Here is a 17,015-nt window from a genome sequence, read left to right on the forward strand (position 1 = left end):
TCGCTCAGCCCTGGGCGAGCAGCGCAGGCAGCCGGACGGCCAGCCGGTCGTACTCGTCGGGGGTGTTGTAGACCTGTCCGCACAACCGCAGGTAGCCGCGCCCGTTCCAGCCGGCGATCGACACCTCGGCGGAGAGCCGGTCGGCGATCCGGGTCCGCAGCTCCCGGGCCGCGTCCAGCGTCGTCGCGACACCGGGCGGCAGCGGCACGAGCCGCATGGCGACCGCCGGTCCGCCGGGCTCCGGCAGCCGCTCCGGCGCCACACCGAGCGCGTCCCCGACGACCCGTTGCCCGTACGCGGCCAGCGCCGCGTTGTGCGCGCGTACCCGGTCCACGCCGAGGCTGCGCAACGTGAACAGGCCCACCGGCGCGGCCAGCCAGCCGGTGTAGTCGAGCGTCGCCTGCCACTCGACACGGACCGGGAAGCCGCTGTCCTGCTCCCACGAGACGACGAGCGGCTGGATCTTCTCCCGCCACTGCGGCGCCACCACGAGTACGGCGGTGCCGCGTGGCGCGTACGCCCATTTGTGCAGGTTGCCGACCCAGAAGTCGGCGCCTACCGACGCGACGGTGGCCGGCAGCATGCCCGGCGCGTGCGCGGCGTCCACCAGCACCGGCACGCCCTGCTCCCGGGCCACCGCGACGATCGCCGCGGTCGGGAAAAGCCGGGCGGTCGGCGAGGTGAGCTGGTCGACGATCAGCAGCCTGGTACGCCCGGGCCGCAGCCCGGTGCGGACGATCTCGACCACCTCCTCGTCGGTGGCGGTCAACGGCACCGGCAGCGTGCGGTGCACCGCCCCGGTGCGGGCGCACTCCCTGGCGATCGAGAGCGCCACCGCCCCGTACCCGTGGTCGGTGGTCACGATCTCGTCGCCGGGGCGCAGCGCCAGCGACTGCAACACCACGGCCGCGCCGGTGGTGGCGTTGCCGACGAGCGTGGTGCCGTCCGGGTCGGCGCCGAGGAACGCGGCCAGGTGACGGCGGGCGTGGGCGATCCGGTCGACCAGGCCCTGCGTGAAGAACCGCAGCGGGTTGGCCTCCATCTCGTCGCGCAGGCGCTGCTGGGCGCGTTGCACGGCGATCGGTACGGCGCCGAACGAGCCGTGGTTGAGATGGCTGACGGAGGGATCGAGGGAGAAGAGCAGCCGAGCCCCGGGAATCGGCTCGGGCGGCTGCGGCACCGTCATGCACCGATCCTAGCCCGGGATGGATCATGCGCCGGCCGCATTCGGTGGTCAGGCGCGGGGGTGTGCCTGGCGGTACGCGGCGCGGAGCCGCTCCACCGAGACGTGCGTGTAGATCTGGGTGCTGGCGAGCGACGAGTGCCCCAGCAGCTCCTGCACGGCGCGCAGGTCCGCGCCTCCTTCGAGCAGGTGCGTCGCTGCGGAGTGGCGCAGCCCGTGCGGCGTGACCCGCGGTACCCCGGCGGCCCCGGCCCAGCCGGACACGATCCGCCGCGCGGTGGTCGGGTTGAGCCGCCCGCCCCTAGCTCCGAGCAGCAGTGCCCGGCCCGAGCCCGGGGTCAGCAGAGTGGGCCGGCCGTCGCGCAGCCAGGCGTCGAGCGCCCGCTGGGCCGGCACTCCGTAGGGCACCGACCGCTCCCGCCCGCCCTTGCCCAGCACGCGTACCACCCGGCGGGCCTGGTCGACGTCTGTGACGTCGAGGCCGCACGCCTCGCTGACGCGTACCCCGGTGCCGTAGAGCAGTTCCAGCAGCAGCCGGTCGCGCAGCAGCACCGCGTCGGGCGGTCCGTCGCCGGCCGCCTCGGGGGCCGTTGCGTGGTCGCGTCCGAGCCCGGCGCCGTCGGGGTGGACCGTCGAGCGGTCGGCCTCGGGCGGGCCCGGGCGCTGCGACGGTGCCTCCACCAGGGCGGCGGCCTGGTCGGCGCGCAGCACCGTGGGCAGTTCCCGCCGGGCGCGAGGGCTGGCCAGCGGCGCGGCCACGTCGTCGGCGAGCAGGCCGGTGCGGTGCGCCCAGGCGCTGAACGTCCGGGCCGCGGCGGCGCGTCGCGCCATCGTCGTCCGGGCCGCTCCCACGGTCCGCTGCTTCGCCAGCCAGCTGCGCACCACGGCGAGGTCCAGCTCCGGCAGTTCGGCGCAGCCCATCCGGACGGCGTGATCCAGCAGCGACACGAGATCCGTGACGTACGCCCGGACGGTGTGGACGGAGCGGTTGCGCACCCGCGACAGATGATCGGCGAAGTCGTCCACCGCCTCGCGCATCGAGGCCGGCAGTTCCTCGTGTGCGTCCCGGGTGCCGCGCTGCCGTCTGCTCACCGCGGCACCCGGTCCGGGCGCACACGGTCGCGGCGGCGGAGGCGGACGGCGATCACCGCCCCAGCGTAAGGCCGGAGCGCCGCCCGTCGCCGTGCCGCCACCTCGCCGTGCCGCCCGGCTGTCGCTCCCGCCTTCGCGGCGGGTCGGCCGTCGCCCGTGGGCTGTGCCGTCCGCCACGTCGGCCGCGTCCTTCCGGCGTGGAAAGCGTGACGACGCGCTGAGCGGGGTGGCAGAAGCCGGTCTGGACAGGGGAAACTCATTCTGCGGCACGCTCCGGTGCGGCGACCGGCGGGCAGCGCGGCCGAGCCGGCCCCGACGGAGGCCGATCCGGCCGCGATCAGGCCAGTGCGTCCCCGTGACGGTGACGCCGGTACGAGGAGGCCGAGAGTGGGAGTGGACGCCGTCCTCTACCGGCAGATATCGGCGGGCACCGGTCGTCGCCGGCCCGCGTATGTCTCGATCGAGGCCGTCGCAGACCCGCAGGACGTGCTGCTCGACCTGCTCAAGCGTGTCCGGGGCGGCGGGCGGACCCCGCTGCTGGACCGCGTCGACCCGCTCGGTGAGCTGACAGTGAGCGCCGAGCGGATGCCGCAACTGCTCGCCGAGCTGCGGTGCCTGGCCGAGGTGGCCGGGGCGCCGGCGGAGGTCGACCACGTGCACCGGCTGGCCCGGCTCGTCCGCCGATGTGCCGAGCGCCGCGACGCCGAGATCCGGTTCGAGGGCGACTGACGCGCTCACCAACGGGCGACCGGTGGGGGCGGTGCGAGTGCGTATCCGTCGTCGCGGCGTACCACCATCGCCAGTTCCTCCAGCATGGACAGTTTGCGCATGGCGGTACGCAGGTCGACGCCCGCCCGCGCGGCGATGCTCTCCAGGTCGAGGGCCCGGCGGCGGGGCAGCGCCTCCAGCACCTGGGTGGCCTCCTCGTCGAGCCGGTCCCGGGGGCGTTCGGGCGCCCGGGCGGGCGGGGCCAGGTCGTACCCGATGCGTCCCACCTCCTCCAGCACGTGCGCGACGTTCGCTACCAGCCGTGCCTCCGGCCGTTCCCGCAGCACCTCGTGGCCACCGACGGACATCGCTGACGTGACCGGCCCGGGCACCACCATCGCCGGGCGGCGCAGGCCGAGCGCCCGGTTGAGTGTCTGGGTGGCGCCGCTGCGGGCGGCGGCCTCGACGAGGACAGTGCCGTTCGTCGCCGCCGCGATGACCCGGTTGCGGATGAGGAACCGGGGCCGCAACGGCTCCGCGCCCGGAACCCATTCGCTCACCAGCAGGCCGGTCTCGGCGATCCGGTCGAACAGCGCGGCGTTGCCCATCGGGTACGGGCGGTCCACGCCGCAGGCGAGCACGGCGACGGTGCGCCCGCCCGCTGTCAGCGCCCCGCGATGCGCGGCGGCGTCGATGCCGAACGCCCCGCCGGACACGACTGTCCACTCCCGGTCGGCGAGACCGTAGCCCAGCTCGGTGGCGATGTGCGCGCCGTAGGGGGTGGCCGCCCGCGCGCCGACGACCGCCACCGAGCGCGCCAGCGCCTCATCGAGCGGCCACGCTCCGCGTACCCAGAAACAGAGCGGCGGATCGGTCTCCACGTCGACCCGCCGGGTGGCCCCGGAGAGCGCCAGCCGGCGCAGGTCGCCGACCTGGGCGGGCCATTCGTCGTCGTCCGGGGTGACCAGCCGGGCCCCGAGCCGTTCGCCGCGGGCCAGCGCGTCGGCGGCGACCGCCCGGGCGTCCCCGGCAGCGCCGCGCGCCGCGACGGCCGACCGCAGCGTCCGCTCCGGCGCCCCGCCGGACAGCAGCAGATCGAGTGCGGCGACCGGGCCGAGCCGCTCGACCAGGGCGTACACCGACCGGGTGCCGGGTTCGGCGAGCCAGGTGAGCGCGACCCGCGCCAGCCGGCGATCGTCGGCGCTCACGCGCCCTGCCCGGTCCGGAGCTGGATGGCCTCCGCCACGTCGTCGTGGCCGGGCCGGTCCCGCCCGTCCAGGTCCGCGATGGTCCAGGCGAGCCGGAGTACGCGGTCGTAGCCGCGCGCGGACAGCGAACCGGTGTCGAGCCGGCGGCGCAGATCCGTGGTGACCCGGGCCGGCAGGTGCCACGGCGGCCGGCGCAGGTACGGGCCGGGGACGTCGGCGTTCACCCGGTGCCCGGTGGCCGTCCAGCGCTCGGCGGCGGCGTGCCGCGCGGCGACCACCCGGGCGGCGACGGTGGCCGAGGACTCCTGCGCGGCGCCGGTGCTCAGCAGCTCCGCCGCGCGTACCGCCTTCAGCTGGACCTGCACGTCCACCCGGTCGAGCAGCGGACCCGACAACCGCCCCAGGTAGCGTCGCCGGGCCGGCGGCGGGCACTCGCAGTCGACGTCGCCGGACGGTTTCGCGCACGGGCAGGGATTGGCCGCCAGCACCAGTTGGGTGCGGGCCGGGTACTCGGTGGCGCCCCGGGTACGCGCCACCCGCACCCGGCCGCTCTCCAGCGGCTGCCGCAACGCCTCCAGCGCGCCCTTGCTGAACTCGGGCGCCTCGTCCAGGAACAGGACCCCGCGGTGGGCGAGCGACACCGCGCCGGGCCGGGCCAGCCCGGAACCGCCTCCGACGAGCGCTGGCACACCGGCAGTGTCAGCAGGGGCGGGGTTGCTTCTGAGACAAGGACCGTGTTCCGATCCCGGCATGACCGAGACGATGCGGCCCTACCTGCGCGTCAGCCAGGACCGGCACGGACACAGCACCTCAACCGGCGAACAGGGCGACGTGTTGACGGCAACGGCGGACCGCCGAGGCTGGGCGATGCACCCGACGCCGTACCTCGACCGTGGCCTGTCCGCTTCGATGTACGGCGACAAGCCTCGGCCCGACTTCGAGCAGCTCCTGCGGGACCTGTCGGACGGGAGCTTCGGGGCGACGCTGCTCGGCATCTACGAGTCGAGCCGGGGCAGCCGCCAACCCGCCGAGTGGGAAGAGCTGATCCGGCTGGCCGCAGCCGCCGGGGTCAGGTTCTGGGTGGAGACGCACCAACGCGAGTACGACCCCCGCAACGCCCGGGATCGGCGGGCCCTGCGGGAAGACGCGATCGATTCGGCCTACGAGTCGGACAAGGTGAGCGAGCGGGTCAGGCGTACAGCGGCGGCCAAAGCAGCCGAGGGCAGGCCCTGGGGCAACGTGCCGTACGGATACCGGCGGGTGCGGGACCCGAGGACCGGCGCGCTGCTCGGCCAGGAGCCGCACCCCGACGAGGCACCGAACGTCCGGGACCTGTTCGAGAAGCTGGCCGACCGGTGGAGCTTGGCCGCCATCGCACGGGAGTGGGAGGCCCGGGGGGTGCTCAACGCCAGCGGACGACCGTTCAGCCCGGTCCACCTGCGCCAGATCGCGATCAAACCCGCATACGCCGGGCGGAGGGTTCACCACGACCAGATCTATCCGGCGCAGTGGGAGCCGCTGGTACCGCCGGAGCTGTTCGACACCGTGCAGGCGATCCTGCGCGACCCGACCCGCAAGACCACCCGGGCAGGGCTCGGCATCCACCTGTCGACGGCGGTCGTCCGGTGTGGAGTCTGTGGGGGCCCAACCTCATCCAGCGAGCGCGGAGGCGAGCCCCGGCACCTGAGGTGTCACGACCGCGACTGCCTCCAAATCAACCAAGAGTTCATCGACTACCTGGTTGAGGAAGCGATCATCGATGCGCTGACGGACGAGAGCCTGACGAGGCGGCCAGGCGGGACAGATGAGCGGCTCGACCAGGTGCGCGCCGAGCTGGCCGCCGTCCGGCTGCAACTGACCGACCTCGCCGCAGCAGTGGCCGCCCGCACAATCTCAGTCCTGCTCGCGGTTTCGGCCGAACCGCCGTTGCGGCAGGAGCTGGCCCGGCTTGAAGCCCTCGACCGGGAGTTGTCGGTGCCGCCGGTCCTGTCTCGGTTCGTCGCCCCGGCCGACACCGAGGCCCGTAAGCGGTGGGCCGGGATGCCGATGTCGGCCCGGCGGGACGCGGCCCGCGCGCTGTGTGTCCCGGGGCGTCTCGGAGTGCCGACGGTGCACCGGACGACGGACCGGGGGTGGTGTGCGGCCCGGGAGCACGAGAGGCCCCTCCAAACCTGCGTTCACACGGTGGGCCGGCGACTCACTTGGGAGGACGCGTGACGGTAGCCACACCGATTCTGACTCGCATGTAAACCTGGTGTTCCCCTGGGGTGGCGGGGGGACGACCCCCCTCCGGTTCACTTCCACGGAGGACACCCAAGATGACACGGCGACGAGCAATCGATTGGGCCCTGCACCCTGACCTCGTGCGAGCGGGTGGCGTGTACGGCTCGATGGTCAGCAAGCATGGGCCCGACTCGGCCGAAGCAGCTGCGGCCAAGACCACCGTGCGAGCCATCCGGGCCCGGCTGGCGGTCGAAGACCTGATCAACTCGGCTCCCGCGCCGACCCCCGGGCAGATCGAGGCCCTGCGTCGGCTGCTGCCCCCGGCGGTGACCCGATGAGCTGCCCCCATGCCCCGCGAGTCGTCACCCCTGCGAGCTGGCTGCCCGACATCAGCCAGGCGTGCGCGGTTGAGTTCCTCGTCCCGGGCGCGCTGTTCGCCAACCGGGTTGTCGCCTTCCTCGGGCACGACCAGGACGGCAAGGGCGTGTTTTGTCTGTGCGAGGACCTCGCCGACCGGTGCCTGCTGGTGCTGCGGGCCGGGGGAGTGCTCGCGATCCCGACCGACCAGTACCCGGAGTCGGCAGCCAGCCAAGCCGTCGAGGCCCAGCCCGAGGCGGAGCCCCTGCGGGTCGTTCAGGTTCCGTTCAAGCAGCTCGACACCGGGCGGATCGTCTCGGTCGTCGGGGTCAGCGAGGACTTCTACCGGCGGTTGGTGGCGTGATGCGAACCAAGCCGAGGACCAAGCGGGGCCCCCGGCGGGGCCGGGGCCCGCTGGTGGTCAGTGTCCGCAAGAGCAGCCACCCCCGGATTGTCCTGGTGCACATGCTCGCCGACGCGGGGATGGTTCGGGCCGATGGGCTGGTCGATTACCGCCCCCTGCGGTCGGCTGTCCTGCGCCACGGCGTCAGCCAAGCCGAGTTCGAGCGGGAGCTTGGCCGCCTCGCCGACGAGGGTGTGTTGGCCATCGAGCGTTACCGACCGCCCGGCGGTCTGCTGTTGAGCCGCTACCGGCTCGCGACAGAGCTTCGGGTCAAGTAGGCCCGGGATACGCGTCGGGCCCCGGGTGACGACCGGGGCCCGACCAACCAACTCAACGCCCTGGGGTGGGGCGAGACAGGAGACATCACACCATGAGCCTTACCAGGGAGACCAGTCCGCCATTCCTAGTGGACGGCGTCCCGACGTACGAGATCGGCCCGGCGGCCGACCACGACTGCGAACCCGGCATCTGCTGGTGTCGGCAGCCGCTTTGCTGGCTGGACGACGCGACCCCGGGCGAGCGGGTGTGGCTCGGCACCTGGGTCGTTCGGATCGAGATCGGCCCGGATGGGGTCGAGCGGATCGTGGAGTTCGACGACCTCACTGAGGAGGAACAGCGGGTGGAGCTGGACAAGCTGCGGGCCGAGCCCTGGCACCAGCGCGAGCAGGCGGCCAAGCCCCACCACCCGGAGCTGTGGCCCTGGCCCGGACAGGCCCTCACGATGCCCTCCGGAGCCACGGGGACGGCCTCGGAGGCCCTCGCCGGTATGTCGGTGGGGATCCAGCCCGCGCAGGCTCCCGGAAGCCAGCCCGCAGGATTGCCGCCGACCGTCCGGGACCGCTACCCCGCGACTGATTGGGGAAGCCTGCTCGATGCGGAGCTGCCGCCTCTGGAACAGTGGCCCGGGTCGCTGCTCGCCCGAGGAGAGCAGGCCAGCTTGGTCGGACCCGGCAAGGTCGGCAAGAGCCTGGTAGCGCTCGACATGTCCTACCGCATCGCCGCCGGTCTGCCCTGGCTCGGCGACCCGGCCCGCGACCCCGCCCGGGTGCTCTACCTGGACAAGGAAAACGGGCAGCGGGTGTTCATCGGCCGGATGAAGGCGCTGGGGTTCCGGCCCTGCCCGAACCTGGTCTACCTGAGCTTCCCGAACCTGCCCGCGCTGGACACCCCGGCCGGGGGCCGGGAGCTTATGGACATCGTGAGTGAGTACCGGCCCGACCTGGTGGTGTTCGACACCGTGAGCCGGTTCATCAGCGGCAAAGAGAACGAGTCGGATACCTGGCTCGCCCTCTACAACAACAGTCTCATGCCGTTGAAGGGAGCCGGTATCGCGTCGCTGCGGCTCGACCACACCGGCAAGGACGTCGAGCGGGGCAGCCGGGGCAGCTCGGCCAAGAGCCAAGACGTCGATCACGTGTGGGGCATGTCGGAGGTCGCAGGGCTGTACCTGCTGGAACGGACCGACACCCGAACCGGAGACGGGATCAGCCGCAGGTGGATCGAGCGCAAAGCCGACCGAGGCCCGGACGGCGGATGGACTAACACCCGGCACCTGTCCAGCGACGGGCCCGACGCCCCCAAGGGCGGCCAGCACAACTGGCTCATCCAGGAGCAGATCATCAAGTGGGTTGTCGACAACATCGGCACCGACGCGGGCAATCCCCGGGTCAAGGCTCGTAAGGCTGAACTCGAAGCCCACCTGCGAGGCGAGGGCGGGTCGCCCGACTTCACGGTGTCGGACGGGAAGATCCGCGAGGCCCTGGCGGTCATGAAGGAGCGGATCGGCCGGGGCGAGTCGCCCACCCTGCCGGAGGTGCCCCCGCTGCCCGAGTGACCCCATATCCCCGCGCGACGACCGAGGGCACCCCCCATCCCGGGCGGGTGCCCTCGGCATGTTGTCGGAGGGCCCGACAAGTGATGGCGCCGTCACTTACCTCTCTGTCACCGTGGCCCACCGACAAGGTGCCGACAAGGCAGGCGGCCAGGACAGGACAGCGTGGCCGGTCAGAGGCTATGCGGAGGGTTGTCGACAAGGCCCCGACAACATCCGACAACATCAGTAGCCGCGACAGGGACGGGCCTTGTTTGTCGGGCCCCCACACCCGGAGGGTGGGGGCCGACAACAAGGTCTGTCGACAACAACAACGAGGGACCAACGCTCCCGCGTGCTGGCCGCCTTTTAAGCGACGGACCCCGACGGAAACCCCGCCACAATCCGCTCTCTCCGTCTCCGCAGGCTGGGGGATCTCGCTAAAACCGTCGAGGTCGGGCCTGGTTCGCTGGTGATCATGGAACCCTGGACGGAGCCGAAGCGCGACCTGTGGGGAGGGGAGTCGCTTCGGGACTTCAAGCGCAGGGCGAGGGGCGAGCGTGCCGCCTGGCTCCGTGCGGCTGGCCGCCCGTGGGAGGAGGTGGCCGAGGAGGTCGGGTTGGCGTCCAAGGGTGCCGCCTACAACTCGGCCAAGCGGTTTGGCCGGCCCGAGCATGTTGCCCTTTGGCCGGAGGGCAGGGCGGAGCCGTGAAGCAGTACCGCAAGCCTCGGTCGACTCGTCGGGCCCGTGCCGCGCGGCTGCTGATGTTCGAGATCTACGGGACGGTCTGCCATCTCTGCGGGCACGGGGGCGCGCGGGAGGCCGATCACCTCATCCCGCTGCGGGACCTGCCAAACCAGACCCCGGACCCTCACGCGATGCGACCAGCCCACGGGGCCCTCTACAGGAGACGAGACGGGACGGTCCTGCGGGACAACCGGTGCCCCGAGTGCGGCAAGGCGTGCAACCAGAGCCGGGGCGCGAAACCCCTGTCGGCTGTGGCCGCCCCGGCAATCGAGGACTACGAGGACGACCAGTGGTGAGGCGACAGCGGAGGCAGAACCGGCGGCCAGCGCAGCAACTCCCGCCGGAGGGCGGTCCGTGTGTCGGCTGCGCGGGTCCTCGGGCGGTGAAGCGTCGGGTCCACCGGGGGATGGTGTGGCGTCCGCGTGGCCGCTGGCATTGGCGCTGACCTCACCAAATCGTCATGTTTCGCTGGATCTTGGCACGGGTCGCCCGGCTGGCGGGGAAGCTCTCCGAGTCCGTCACCACCGATCCTGTCCGACCGCCCGACCTGGTGAAGCTCTCCGAGCAGCCAGCGACACGGCATCGGGTCGCCGACCAAACCTGATGGATCGTGCCTGAGGAGGGCAACCGAAATGACCACGAAGATTCCCACGCTCGCCGAGCTGCGGACTCAGTACGGCGACGACCTGGACGCGATCCAGCGGGCGGCCGACGCGGCGATCGACCTGCACACGGCGGAGATGCACCGGGTCCACAACGAGGCCCGCGACGGCGACCTGACCGCCTCACAGCAGCGCCAGTGGGACGCCCACAGCGGCCACGCGGACGAGCTGCGCCGGTTCGTCGCCGAGCAGCGGCTCGCCCGGGTCGAGCGGTCCCGCAGCCAGTACGGGTACCGGACCGGTGACGACACCCCGGACGTGTTCGGCGGGTCGGTGCGGGACCAGGCCAAGCGGACCGTCGACACCCTGCACCGTTCGGGCCAGCTCCCGGACCACGCGGCCGAGAAGGCAACCGACCTGCTGACCAAGCAGGGCAGCACGTACGACCAGGGTGTGGCCGCCCGGTGGCTCGTCGTCGCGGGCAACGAGCAGTACCGGTCGGCGTTCAACAAGCTCCTCGCGGACCCGGCGAAGGGGCACCTGCTGTGGAGCCCGGCGGAGCAGGAGGCGTACCGCCAGGCCGAGCAGTTCCGGGCGGAGACGCGGGCGATGTCCGAGAGCGTCTCGGGTGCCGGTGGCTACATGGTTCCGGTCACGCTCGACCCGGCGATCATGCTGACCTCCGGCGGCTCGGTGAACCCGCTGCGGCGGATCTCCCGGGTCGTGCAGACCACGGGCAGCCAGTGGTCGGGGATCACCTCGGCCGGGGTGACCGCCGAGTGGCTCGGTGCCGACAACACCACCCGGGAGATGGCCGACGCCTCGCCGACCGTCGCCAACCCGAACATCCCGGTGCACCTGGGCGACGCGTTCGTCCCGTACTCGTACGAGGTCGGGATGGACGTGCGCGACTTCGAGTCGGAGATCCGAGGGCTGATGCTCGACGGGGCCGACCAGCTCATGGCGACCGCCTACACCACCGGTTCCGGCGTCGGTCAGCCGAAGGGCCTGATCACCGCGCTGGTGGCGGCGGGCGGCTCGACCCTGGTGGCCTCGGCGGTGGCGGACGCGTTCGGCAAGGCGGACCCGTACAACGTGCAGAACGCCCTGCCGCCCCGGTTCCAGCCGCGTGCGGAGTGGGTGGCCGCCCTGCCGACCATCAACACGATGGCGCAGATGGAGACGGCGGCCGGGGCGCGGCTGTTCCCGGAGTTGGGCAACGGTCGGCTGCTGAACCGCAGCATCCACGAGCTGTCGAACATGGATGGCACGATCGAGACGTCGACGGCGAACTACCTGCTCGCCTACGGCGACTTCTCGAACTTCGTGATCGTGGACCGGATCGGCACCACGATCGAGCTGATCCCGAACCTGATGGGTGCGGCCGGTCGCCCGACCGGTCGGCGGGGCCTGGTGCTCTACTTCCGGACCGGCTCCGACGTCGTGAACCCGAACGCGTTCCGTCTGCTGAACGTGTGAGCCTGAACCACCCGGCGGCTGTCTCCTCGGTCGGCCGCCGGGTGGTTCTCCTGTCGAGGCCCGGTGGGGGCTTGGTCGGTCCCCCGCCGGGCCTCGGCCTATGTCGGCCCCGGGCGACCGCCACCCGGGCTCCGCCCGGCTCATGCGTTCCGGTTCATTACGAAGTTGAGCGCTGTGATCATCAAGACCAGCGACCCGCCGAAGGCGGTGCCCCCGGTGAGCAGAGCCTTGCCGACGTTCGGCTCGATCGCGTAGGAAACCAAGCCAGCGACTACGCCGATCAGGCTGGCCGTAAGGACGGCGACGACCAGCAGCAGCACTCGGGTAGCGACGTTGTTACTCATTGAGGGGGGCCTCCACTAGAAACACTGATCCCTTTTGGATCTGTGTCCCCCCAGGACGACGCCTTGCTCCGCAAGATTCCATCGCCTCGGGGCGGTGGTCAACTAGGCGCGCCCGGGAGTGTTTGGCGGCGCGCGGCAAAACTACGCATGCGCTCGGCCCGCTGCGGGCTCCGCTGATGTTGGAGCGGGTTCGACACGTCCGGGGTGCCCGGAGGGATTGTGCCGTTTCCTACCTGCATGATGGGATTTTCCCGAGAGGCAAGATCATCTAGCAGCGGGAGTGGCGAAATGGCGAAGCGCACAAAGGTCGGGAAGCTCGGCCCCTGCACCTGCTCGAAGTTCGAAGTCGGCGTCACCGTCGACGGGCCCGACGGCAGCGAGCCGGACGTCACCATCGAGACGACCGGCTGCGACCGGCGGACCCCCCGGCTGTTCGCCCAGGGCCACGACGCGAAGCTGACCAGCTTCCTGGTCCGGGCCGAGCTGGACGGCAAGGAGGTCCGGTACGGGCGAGGCGAGGGCACCGTCATCACCTCCGACGCGGTCACCGCGCTCAAGTCGGTCAGCGAGGCCCTCGCGGTGAAGGCGGCAGCCATGCTGACCAAGGCCCAGGAGCGGGCGGCCAAGAAGGCGGCCAGCAAGAAGACCGAACTGACCCCGCAGCCGCAGCCCGAGCCGGAGACGACCCCGGACAACCCGCACGGGCACGGGCAGCGGATCAAGGTCGGCCGGTGGGTCTACCCGGCGACCGTCATGCCGCAGGGTTCGGCGGTCTACCACACCCCAAAGGGTGAGCGCCGGGTCGCCGAGGCCGGCAAATGGAGCCTGGTGGAGGAGGGCAAGTGAGGAACGCCGAGCTGTACCGCGAAGCCCTGCACTGCCTGGCGGTCGCTGAGGATGAGGCCCACACCATCGTCCGGGAGCGGTTGGCCGCCGGGCACCCGGACGCCTTGGTTCCCCTCGCGAATCGGGCTTGGATCCCGCAGCGGGCGATGGACCTGATGGAGGGGAGGTCGGCGGGTTGGTTGCTGGCCGCCAGCGAGGACGAGTGCGAGCGGCGGCAGGCCCGCATCTACCGGCAGGTCTGCCTGGCCGCCGATGAACAGTCGAACTGGCAGACCTTGGAGGAGCAGCCGCAGCCGTAGCGACTCGACGGAGCCCTTGGGAGCCCTGGACCGGTGCTAGTGCCGGACGGGGCTCCCTCGTTTGAGGGCGGCCACAGGAGATGGGTCGTCGGGCCTACTCGTCGTCGTCCGCTGGCCGGGGCTGCCTGTGCTCAGCGATCCAAGCTTCGACGTCGGCCTTGAGCCAAACCTTTGTGGCTCGCAGCTCCTGGTACGGCTTCGGAAACGAGGGGCGCATGGCGATCTGCTGAAACCGCGACCGGGAGACGTTGAGCCGCTCGCAGATCTCCCAGGGCCCCATCAGTTCGCCCGGTCCCTCCGTCATAGACCGAACCTAGGCACGGCTGGGGCCCCCCGGATGGGGGTCCCCGATCGGGGACACACGAACGGGGGTCCCCAGATGATTGACGGAGGGGTAACCGCTGGGGTGCGATGGCGGAAGGCCCCCCGCCCGGTGGCGAGTTTCGCGGCGGGCGGGGGTGCCACCTGCAAGCCGACCCACCCAGGAGGCCCGAAGGTGACCCAACGCCACGCCCCGCTCAAACCCCTGTGGGTCTGCACCGCAGACCTGCTCAACTGGCCGTGCGAGAACGCCAAGGTCGAGTTGGTCGCGGACTACAAGCACGACCGGCGCAACCTCGCCGTCGACCTGGCCGCCCTGATGCGGCAGGCAACGGACGACCTGACCAGGCTCTACTCCGAGCCGCCGGACCCCGCCGAGATGCACACGCGGTTCCTCGGCTGGCTGCGGTCGGTGCGCAATGTCTGACCCGATCGGCACAGGTCTGCTGTTGGCTGCCGTCATCGCCCAAGCCGTCGGCTGCTGGGTCGCCTGGTCGTGGGGGCGGCAGGCCCGGCGCAGCCTCCGGCAGACCATCGACCGGGCGACCCCCGAGCCTCCGCCCGGCTGGCAGCCACGACACCGCCTGTCCGCGCTGAACGCCCCGACCCGGCGGTACCCTGCCCTCACCCCGCGCCAGTAAGTAAGGCCCCCGAGCCCTCGACCCCCTCCGGTCGGGGGCTCGGCTGTAGACCCCGCCCTCTGCGACAGGGCGGGCACCGTGGCGGTGTGGTGCGGCGCCTGGAACGGGGGACGGCGCAACAGCCCGCCGCCGGGTGGCAGCAGACCGGCGATCGAGTGCAGCGCGGTCACCTCCAGGGCTGCCTCGTCGTCCAGCTCGGGCAGGATCGACGGCAGCCGTTCGGCGAGCATGGTCTTGCCGGCGCCGGGCGGACCGAGCAGTGCGAGGTGGTGGCCACCGGCGGCGGCGATCTCCAGGGCGCGCCGCCCGAGCGGCTGCCCGGCCACGTCGGCCAGGTCGGGCCCGGCCGTGCCGCCGGCCGGGACGTGGGCGGGCGGGGCGAGCAGCGGGCTGCCGTCGCGGACGTGGGCGACGAGCCGGTGCAGCGTGTCGACCGCGTGCACGCGTACGCCCGGGATGACTGCCGCCTCGGCGGCGTTGCCGGCGGGTACGACGACGCGGGTGTGCCCGGCGCGGGCGGCGGCGGCGACCATCGGCAGCGTGCCGCGGACGGGGCGTACCGTGCCGTCGAGGCCGAGTTCACCGAGCACGACAGTGGCGTCAAGCGCGACCGGTGGCAGTTCACCCGAGCCGGCCAGGACGGCGAGCGCGATGGCGAGGTCGAACGCCGAGCCGTACTTCGGCAGTGTGGCAGGAAGCAGGTTGAGCGTGATGCGCCGGTTGGGCCACTTCTGGCCGGAGTTGACGATCGCGGCGCGGACCCGGTCGCGTGCCTCGTGAAGCGCGGTGTCCGGCAGGCCGGAGATGATCACGGCGGGCAGGCCGGGCGCCAGGTCGGCCTCGACCTCGACGAGATGTCCGGCGACTCCGGCCAGGCCGACGCTCAGCACTTTCGCGTACCCCATCTCAGAACGCGCCGCGGACGTGCTCGACGCGGGCGGGGCCGGTGAGCGGGAGCCGGACGGAGAGCACGTCGAAGCGGACCTCGTCGGCGGTGGTGCCGGTCTCGGCGAGCCAGCGCGCGGCCAGGCCGCGCAGCCGGCGGGCCTTGGCCGGTACGACGGCCTCGGCGGGGGAGCCGAACTGCTCGGTACGGCGCGTCTTGACCTCGCAGATGGCCAGGACCGGGCCCTCCCAGGCGATGATGTCGATCTCGCCCTCGGGGCAGCGCCAGTTGCGGGCGACCGGGCGCAGGCCCGTCTCGATCAGGTGCCGTAGCGCGCACCGCTCGCCGTACGCCCCGACGGCTCGGTTCCGGTTCGTCATGCCGGCCAGGATGCGACCGGCGGACGGGAGCGGGGGCGTCGTGCGGGGCCGCCCTGTGGACAAGGTGCCGCCTGTGGACGGAACGACGATCATGACTCCGATCTGCTACGGAGAGCGCGGGAGAGACGTGAGGCTTGCATGAATCGGTACGTCGAGCGGCTCGCGCGGATGGTGCCGCCTCCCGCCCGGTCGAGCGCGCCACCGAACTGGCCGGCGGTGGAGCGCTCGCTCGGCTTCGCGCTCCCCGGCGACTTCCCCTACCCGGACGTCGCGCCGATCTTCACGCCGTACGGCTACTGAGCGTGTTTTGTCGGCGACCCGGCGATATCGGCGCTGACCTGGGCCGATCCTCGGGAGGCCCGAATGGCGCGGCTGGAGCCCGTCGCATACCGTGCCGGTCGTGGACGGACGACGCAGCTATTCCGAGGATGAGCAGGGGTCGCGATGGGGCGACCGGGGATACGAGTCGGACTGGCGCGCCGCGGGCGAGCCCCGCTACCGCGACGACGACTACCGCACGCCCGAGCAGCGCGCCGGTGACAGCCGGTACGCCGAGCCGGGCCGGTACTCCGCCGCCGATCCGCTGGTGGACGACACGAGCAGCTGGCGGTCGCAGCGGCCGGACGACCCGGAGGTCTCCGGTGAGCTGCCCGGGTCGCGCGCCGGCCGTCGCGCGGCACGCGAGTCGGCGGCCGACCCGCTCGGCGCGGTGTCCCGCAGCGGCGTCGACGCGCTCGGCACCGCCGCGCACGGTAACCCGCTGTCGAGCACGCTCGGTGCGCCGGCAACCGCCCCGCTGACCGGCGCCGCACCGGCCGGTGCCGACCCGTACGGCCTCATCGTCCACGGCAGCGACCCGGCGGGCGGCGCCGACGCCCGGAGCGCTGCTGCCGGCGTCGAGAAGCCCCGGCTCAGCCCGATCGGCGGCTACCCGGTCGTCGAGCCGGCGCCTGGTGCCGACGGCGGGGCCGAAACGGCCGCCGCGGCACGGCTGAACCCCGGCGAGGCCACTCCGCTGCGAATCGGCGAGCGTCCGGGTGGTCCGGCCCAGCCGGCGGCGACCCCGAACCCGCTGGAGATGCCGACCGGCCCGATGCCGGCACTCATGCCCCGACCGGACGGTCCGCCGCCCGGCGACGGCGTCTACCGGACCCGGCGCCCCGCGCTGGCGGTGCTGCTGGCGGCGCTGGTGCTGGTGCTGGAGGTGCCGGCGGTGCGGGTGCTGCTGCACGGCCTGTTCGGCGACCCGGTGTCGACGTCGCACGTGGTGGTGGGCATCTTCCTGGTGGTGGGTCTGCCGATCTTCGGCACCGGCCTGTACGGGCTGCGCACCGGCGGGCTGGCGCTCGCCGACGGCAGCCGGGGCTGGCTGCGCCCGCCGACCGCCTACCTGACCGTCGGCCTGGTCCTCTTCCTCGCCGCCGCCCTCGCGGCCGGTTGAGCCCGACCCCAGTACGCCGGAGTGGCGGTGTCACCGACAGGGTG

Annotated in this window: 17 protein-coding genes and 2 pseudogenes; 12 read left to right on the forward strand and 7 right to left on the reverse strand. The window is 72.5% G+C overall.

Going from position 1 to position 17,015, the window contains the following annotated elements; translation table 11 throughout:
• Positions 1-4 precede the first annotated feature (4 nt).
• Entirely contained in the window at positions 5-1,186 is a 1,182-nt protein-coding gene (locus IRY44_RS07585; RefSeq protein WP_194799722.1) for an aminotransferase class V-fold PLP-dependent enzyme, read from the reverse strand.
• Between the two features lie 48 nt (positions 1,187-1,234).
• Positions 1,235-2,221, reverse strand: coding sequence for a tyrosine recombinase XerC (locus tag IRY44_RS07590; protein WP_194799836.1), 987 nt, complete (start codon positions 2,219-2,221; stop codon positions 1,235-1,237).
• A 441-nt stretch (positions 2,222-2,662) separates the two neighbouring features.
• Between IRY44_RS07590 and IRY44_RS07595 the strand changes: the two genes are divergently transcribed.
• Positions 2,663-3,004 (forward strand): hypothetical protein, encoded by a 342-nt coding sequence (locus tag IRY44_RS07595; protein ID WP_194799723.1) that lies wholly within the window; start codon positions 2,663-2,665, stop codon positions 3,002-3,004.
• A 5-nt stretch (positions 3,005-3,009) separates the two neighbouring features.
• Here IRY44_RS07595 and IRY44_RS07600 read toward each other — a convergent pair whose 3' ends face one another.
• Both IRY44_RS07600 and IRY44_RS07605 read right to left on the reverse strand, forming a co-directional pair.
• Positions 3,010-4,191 carry a DNA-processing protein DprA gene (locus IRY44_RS07600; protein WP_194799724.1) on the reverse strand — a complete coding sequence of 394 codons (1,182 nt, stop codon included), beginning with the start codon at positions 4,189-4,191 and terminating at the stop codon, positions 3,010-3,012.
• Positions 4,188-4,904: pseudogene (locus IRY44_RS07605) on the reverse strand (ATP-binding protein); the annotation flags it as partial. The pseudogene IRY44_RS07605 and the gene IRY44_RS07600, both read right to left, overlap by 4 nt.
• Before the next feature lie 37 nt (positions 4,905-4,941).
• Between IRY44_RS07605 and IRY44_RS07610 the strand changes: the two are divergent.
• The 6 genes from IRY44_RS07610 (at position 4,942) to IRY44_RS07635 (ending at position 11,813) form a co-directional block, all read left to right on the forward strand.
• On the forward strand, positions 4,942-6,408 hold the full coding sequence (locus IRY44_RS07610; protein ID WP_194799725.1) for a recombinase family protein: 1,467 nt from the start codon (positions 4,942-4,944) through the stop codon (positions 6,406-6,408).
• 146 nt (positions 6,409-6,554) lie between these two features.
• Positions 6,555-6,752 carry a hypothetical protein gene (locus tag IRY44_RS07615; protein WP_194799726.1) on the forward strand — a complete coding sequence of 66 codons (198 nt, stop codon included), beginning with the start codon at positions 6,555-6,557 and terminating at the stop codon, positions 6,750-6,752.
• Entirely contained in the window at positions 6,749-7,135 is a 387-nt protein-coding gene (locus IRY44_RS07620) for a hypothetical protein (protein WP_194799727.1), read from the forward strand. Before IRY44_RS07615 ends, IRY44_RS07620 begins: the two co-directional genes overlap by 4 nt.
• Before the next feature lie 101 nt (positions 7,136-7,236).
• On the forward strand, positions 7,237-7,452 hold the full coding sequence (locus tag IRY44_RS07625; protein ID WP_194799728.1) for a hypothetical protein: 216 nt from the start codon (positions 7,237-7,239) through the stop codon (positions 7,450-7,452).
• A gap of 92 nt (positions 7,453-7,544) precedes the next feature.
• Positions 7,545-9,008, forward strand: coding sequence for an AAA family ATPase (locus IRY44_RS07630; protein ID WP_194799729.1), 1,464 nt, complete (start codon positions 7,545-7,547; stop codon positions 9,006-9,008).
• 1,356 nt (positions 9,009-10,364) lie between these two features.
• Complete coding sequence (locus IRY44_RS07635) at positions 10,365-11,813, forward strand: phage major capsid protein (protein ID WP_194799730.1); 1,449 nt, start codon at positions 10,365-10,367, stop codon at positions 11,811-11,813.
• A 140-nt stretch (positions 11,814-11,953) separates the two neighbouring features.
• Here IRY44_RS07635 and IRY44_RS07640 read toward each other — a convergent pair whose 3' ends face one another.
• On the reverse strand, positions 11,954-12,157 hold the full coding sequence (locus IRY44_RS07640; RefSeq protein WP_194799731.1) for a hypothetical protein: 204 nt from the start codon (positions 12,155-12,157) through the stop codon (positions 11,954-11,956).
• 288 nt (positions 12,158-12,445) lie between these two features.
• Here IRY44_RS07640 and IRY44_RS07645 point away from each other — a divergent pair, with 288 nt between their 5' ends.
• The 3 genes from IRY44_RS07645 to IRY44_RS07655 all read left to right on the forward strand — a co-directional run bounded on the left by IRY44_RS07645 (position 12,446) and on the right by IRY44_RS07655 (position 14,050).
• Complete coding sequence (locus IRY44_RS07645; RefSeq protein ID WP_194799732.1) at positions 12,446-13,003, forward strand: hypothetical protein; 558 nt, start codon at positions 12,446-12,448, stop codon at positions 13,001-13,003.
• The gene (locus IRY44_RS07650) at positions 13,000-13,302 is read left to right on the forward strand and encodes a hypothetical protein (protein ID WP_194799733.1); all 303 of its coding nucleotides are present in this window, start codon (positions 13,000-13,002) and stop codon (positions 13,300-13,302) included. Before IRY44_RS07645 ends, IRY44_RS07650 begins: the two co-directional genes overlap by 4 nt.
• 496 nt (positions 13,303-13,798) lie before the next feature.
• A complete protein-coding gene (locus IRY44_RS07655; RefSeq protein WP_145753154.1) occupies positions 13,799-14,050 on the forward strand; it encodes a flavin reductase in 252 nt (83 codons plus the stop codon).
• A 225-nt stretch (positions 14,051-14,275) separates the two neighbouring features.
• On the opposite strand, the pseudogene IRY44_RS07660 reads toward IRY44_RS07655, so the two are convergent.
• Positions 14,276-15,169, reverse strand: a pseudogene (locus tag IRY44_RS07660) (magnesium chelatase domain-containing protein); the annotation flags it as partial.
• Between the two features lies 1 nt (position 15,170).
• A complete protein-coding gene (locus tag IRY44_RS07665) occupies positions 15,171-15,530 on the reverse strand; it encodes a YraN family protein (RefSeq protein ID WP_194799734.1) in 360 nt (119 codons plus the stop codon).
• A gap of 138 nt (positions 15,531-15,668) precedes the next feature.
• Here IRY44_RS07665 and IRY44_RS07670 point away from each other — a divergent pair, with 138 nt between their 5' ends.
• On the forward strand, positions 15,669-15,830 hold the full coding sequence (locus IRY44_RS07670) for a hypothetical protein (protein ID WP_194799735.1): 162 nt from the start codon (positions 15,669-15,671) through the stop codon (positions 15,828-15,830).
• A gap of 91 nt (positions 15,831-15,921) precedes the next feature.
• Positions 15,922-16,971: a hypothetical protein gene (locus IRY44_RS07675; RefSeq protein ID WP_194799736.1), complete on the forward strand. Its 1,050-nt coding sequence runs from the start codon at positions 15,922-15,924 to the stop codon at positions 16,969-16,971.
• Positions 16,972-17,015: the final 44 nt, after the last annotated feature.

Origin of the sequence: Micromonospora sp. ANENR4 (genome assembly GCF_015354395.1) — a bacterium.
In the GTDB taxonomy this organism is placed as follows: domain Bacteria; phylum Actinomycetota; class Actinomycetes; order Mycobacteriales; family Micromonosporaceae; genus Micromonospora; species Micromonospora aurantiaca.

Excerpts from the sequence above, each read along its gene's own strand:
- IRY44_RS07585 (WP_194799722.1), bottom strand. The coding sequence starts at position 1,186 with ATGACGGTGCCGCAGCCGCCCGAGCCGATTCCCGGGGCTCGGCTGCTC.
- IRY44_RS07590 (WP_194799836.1), bottom strand. The coding sequence starts at position 2,221 with ATGCGCGAGGCGGTGGACGACTTCGCCGATCATCTGTCGCGGGTGCGC.
- IRY44_RS07610 (WP_194799725.1), top strand. The coding sequence starts at position 4,942 with ATGACCGAGACGATGCGGCCCTACCTGCGCGTCAGCCAGGACCGGCAC.
- IRY44_RS07620 (WP_194799727.1), top strand. The coding sequence starts at position 6,749 with ATGAGCTGCCCCCATGCCCCGCGAGTCGTCACCCCTGCGAGCTGGCTG.
- IRY44_RS07625 (WP_194799728.1), top strand. The coding sequence starts at position 7,237 with ATGCTCGCCGACGCGGGGATGGTTCGGGCCGATGGGCTGGTCGATTAC.
- IRY44_RS07630 (WP_194799729.1), top strand. The coding sequence starts at position 7,545 with ATGAGCCTTACCAGGGAGACCAGTCCGCCATTCCTAGTGGACGGCGTC.
- IRY44_RS07635 (WP_194799730.1), top strand. The coding sequence starts at position 10,365 with ATGACCACGAAGATTCCCACGCTCGCCGAGCTGCGGACTCAGTACGGC.
- IRY44_RS07640 (WP_194799731.1), bottom strand. The coding sequence starts at position 12,157 with ATGAGTAACAACGTCGCTACCCGAGTGCTGCTGCTGGTCGTCGCCGTC.
- IRY44_RS07645 (WP_194799732.1), top strand. The coding sequence starts at position 12,446 with ATGGCGAAGCGCACAAAGGTCGGGAAGCTCGGCCCCTGCACCTGCTCG.
- IRY44_RS07665 (WP_194799734.1), bottom strand. The coding sequence starts at position 15,530 with ATGACGAACCGGAACCGAGCCGTCGGGGCGTACGGCGAGCGGTGCGCG.
- IRY44_RS07670 (WP_194799735.1), top strand. The coding sequence starts at position 15,669 with ATGAATCGGTACGTCGAGCGGCTCGCGCGGATGGTGCCGCCTCCCGCC.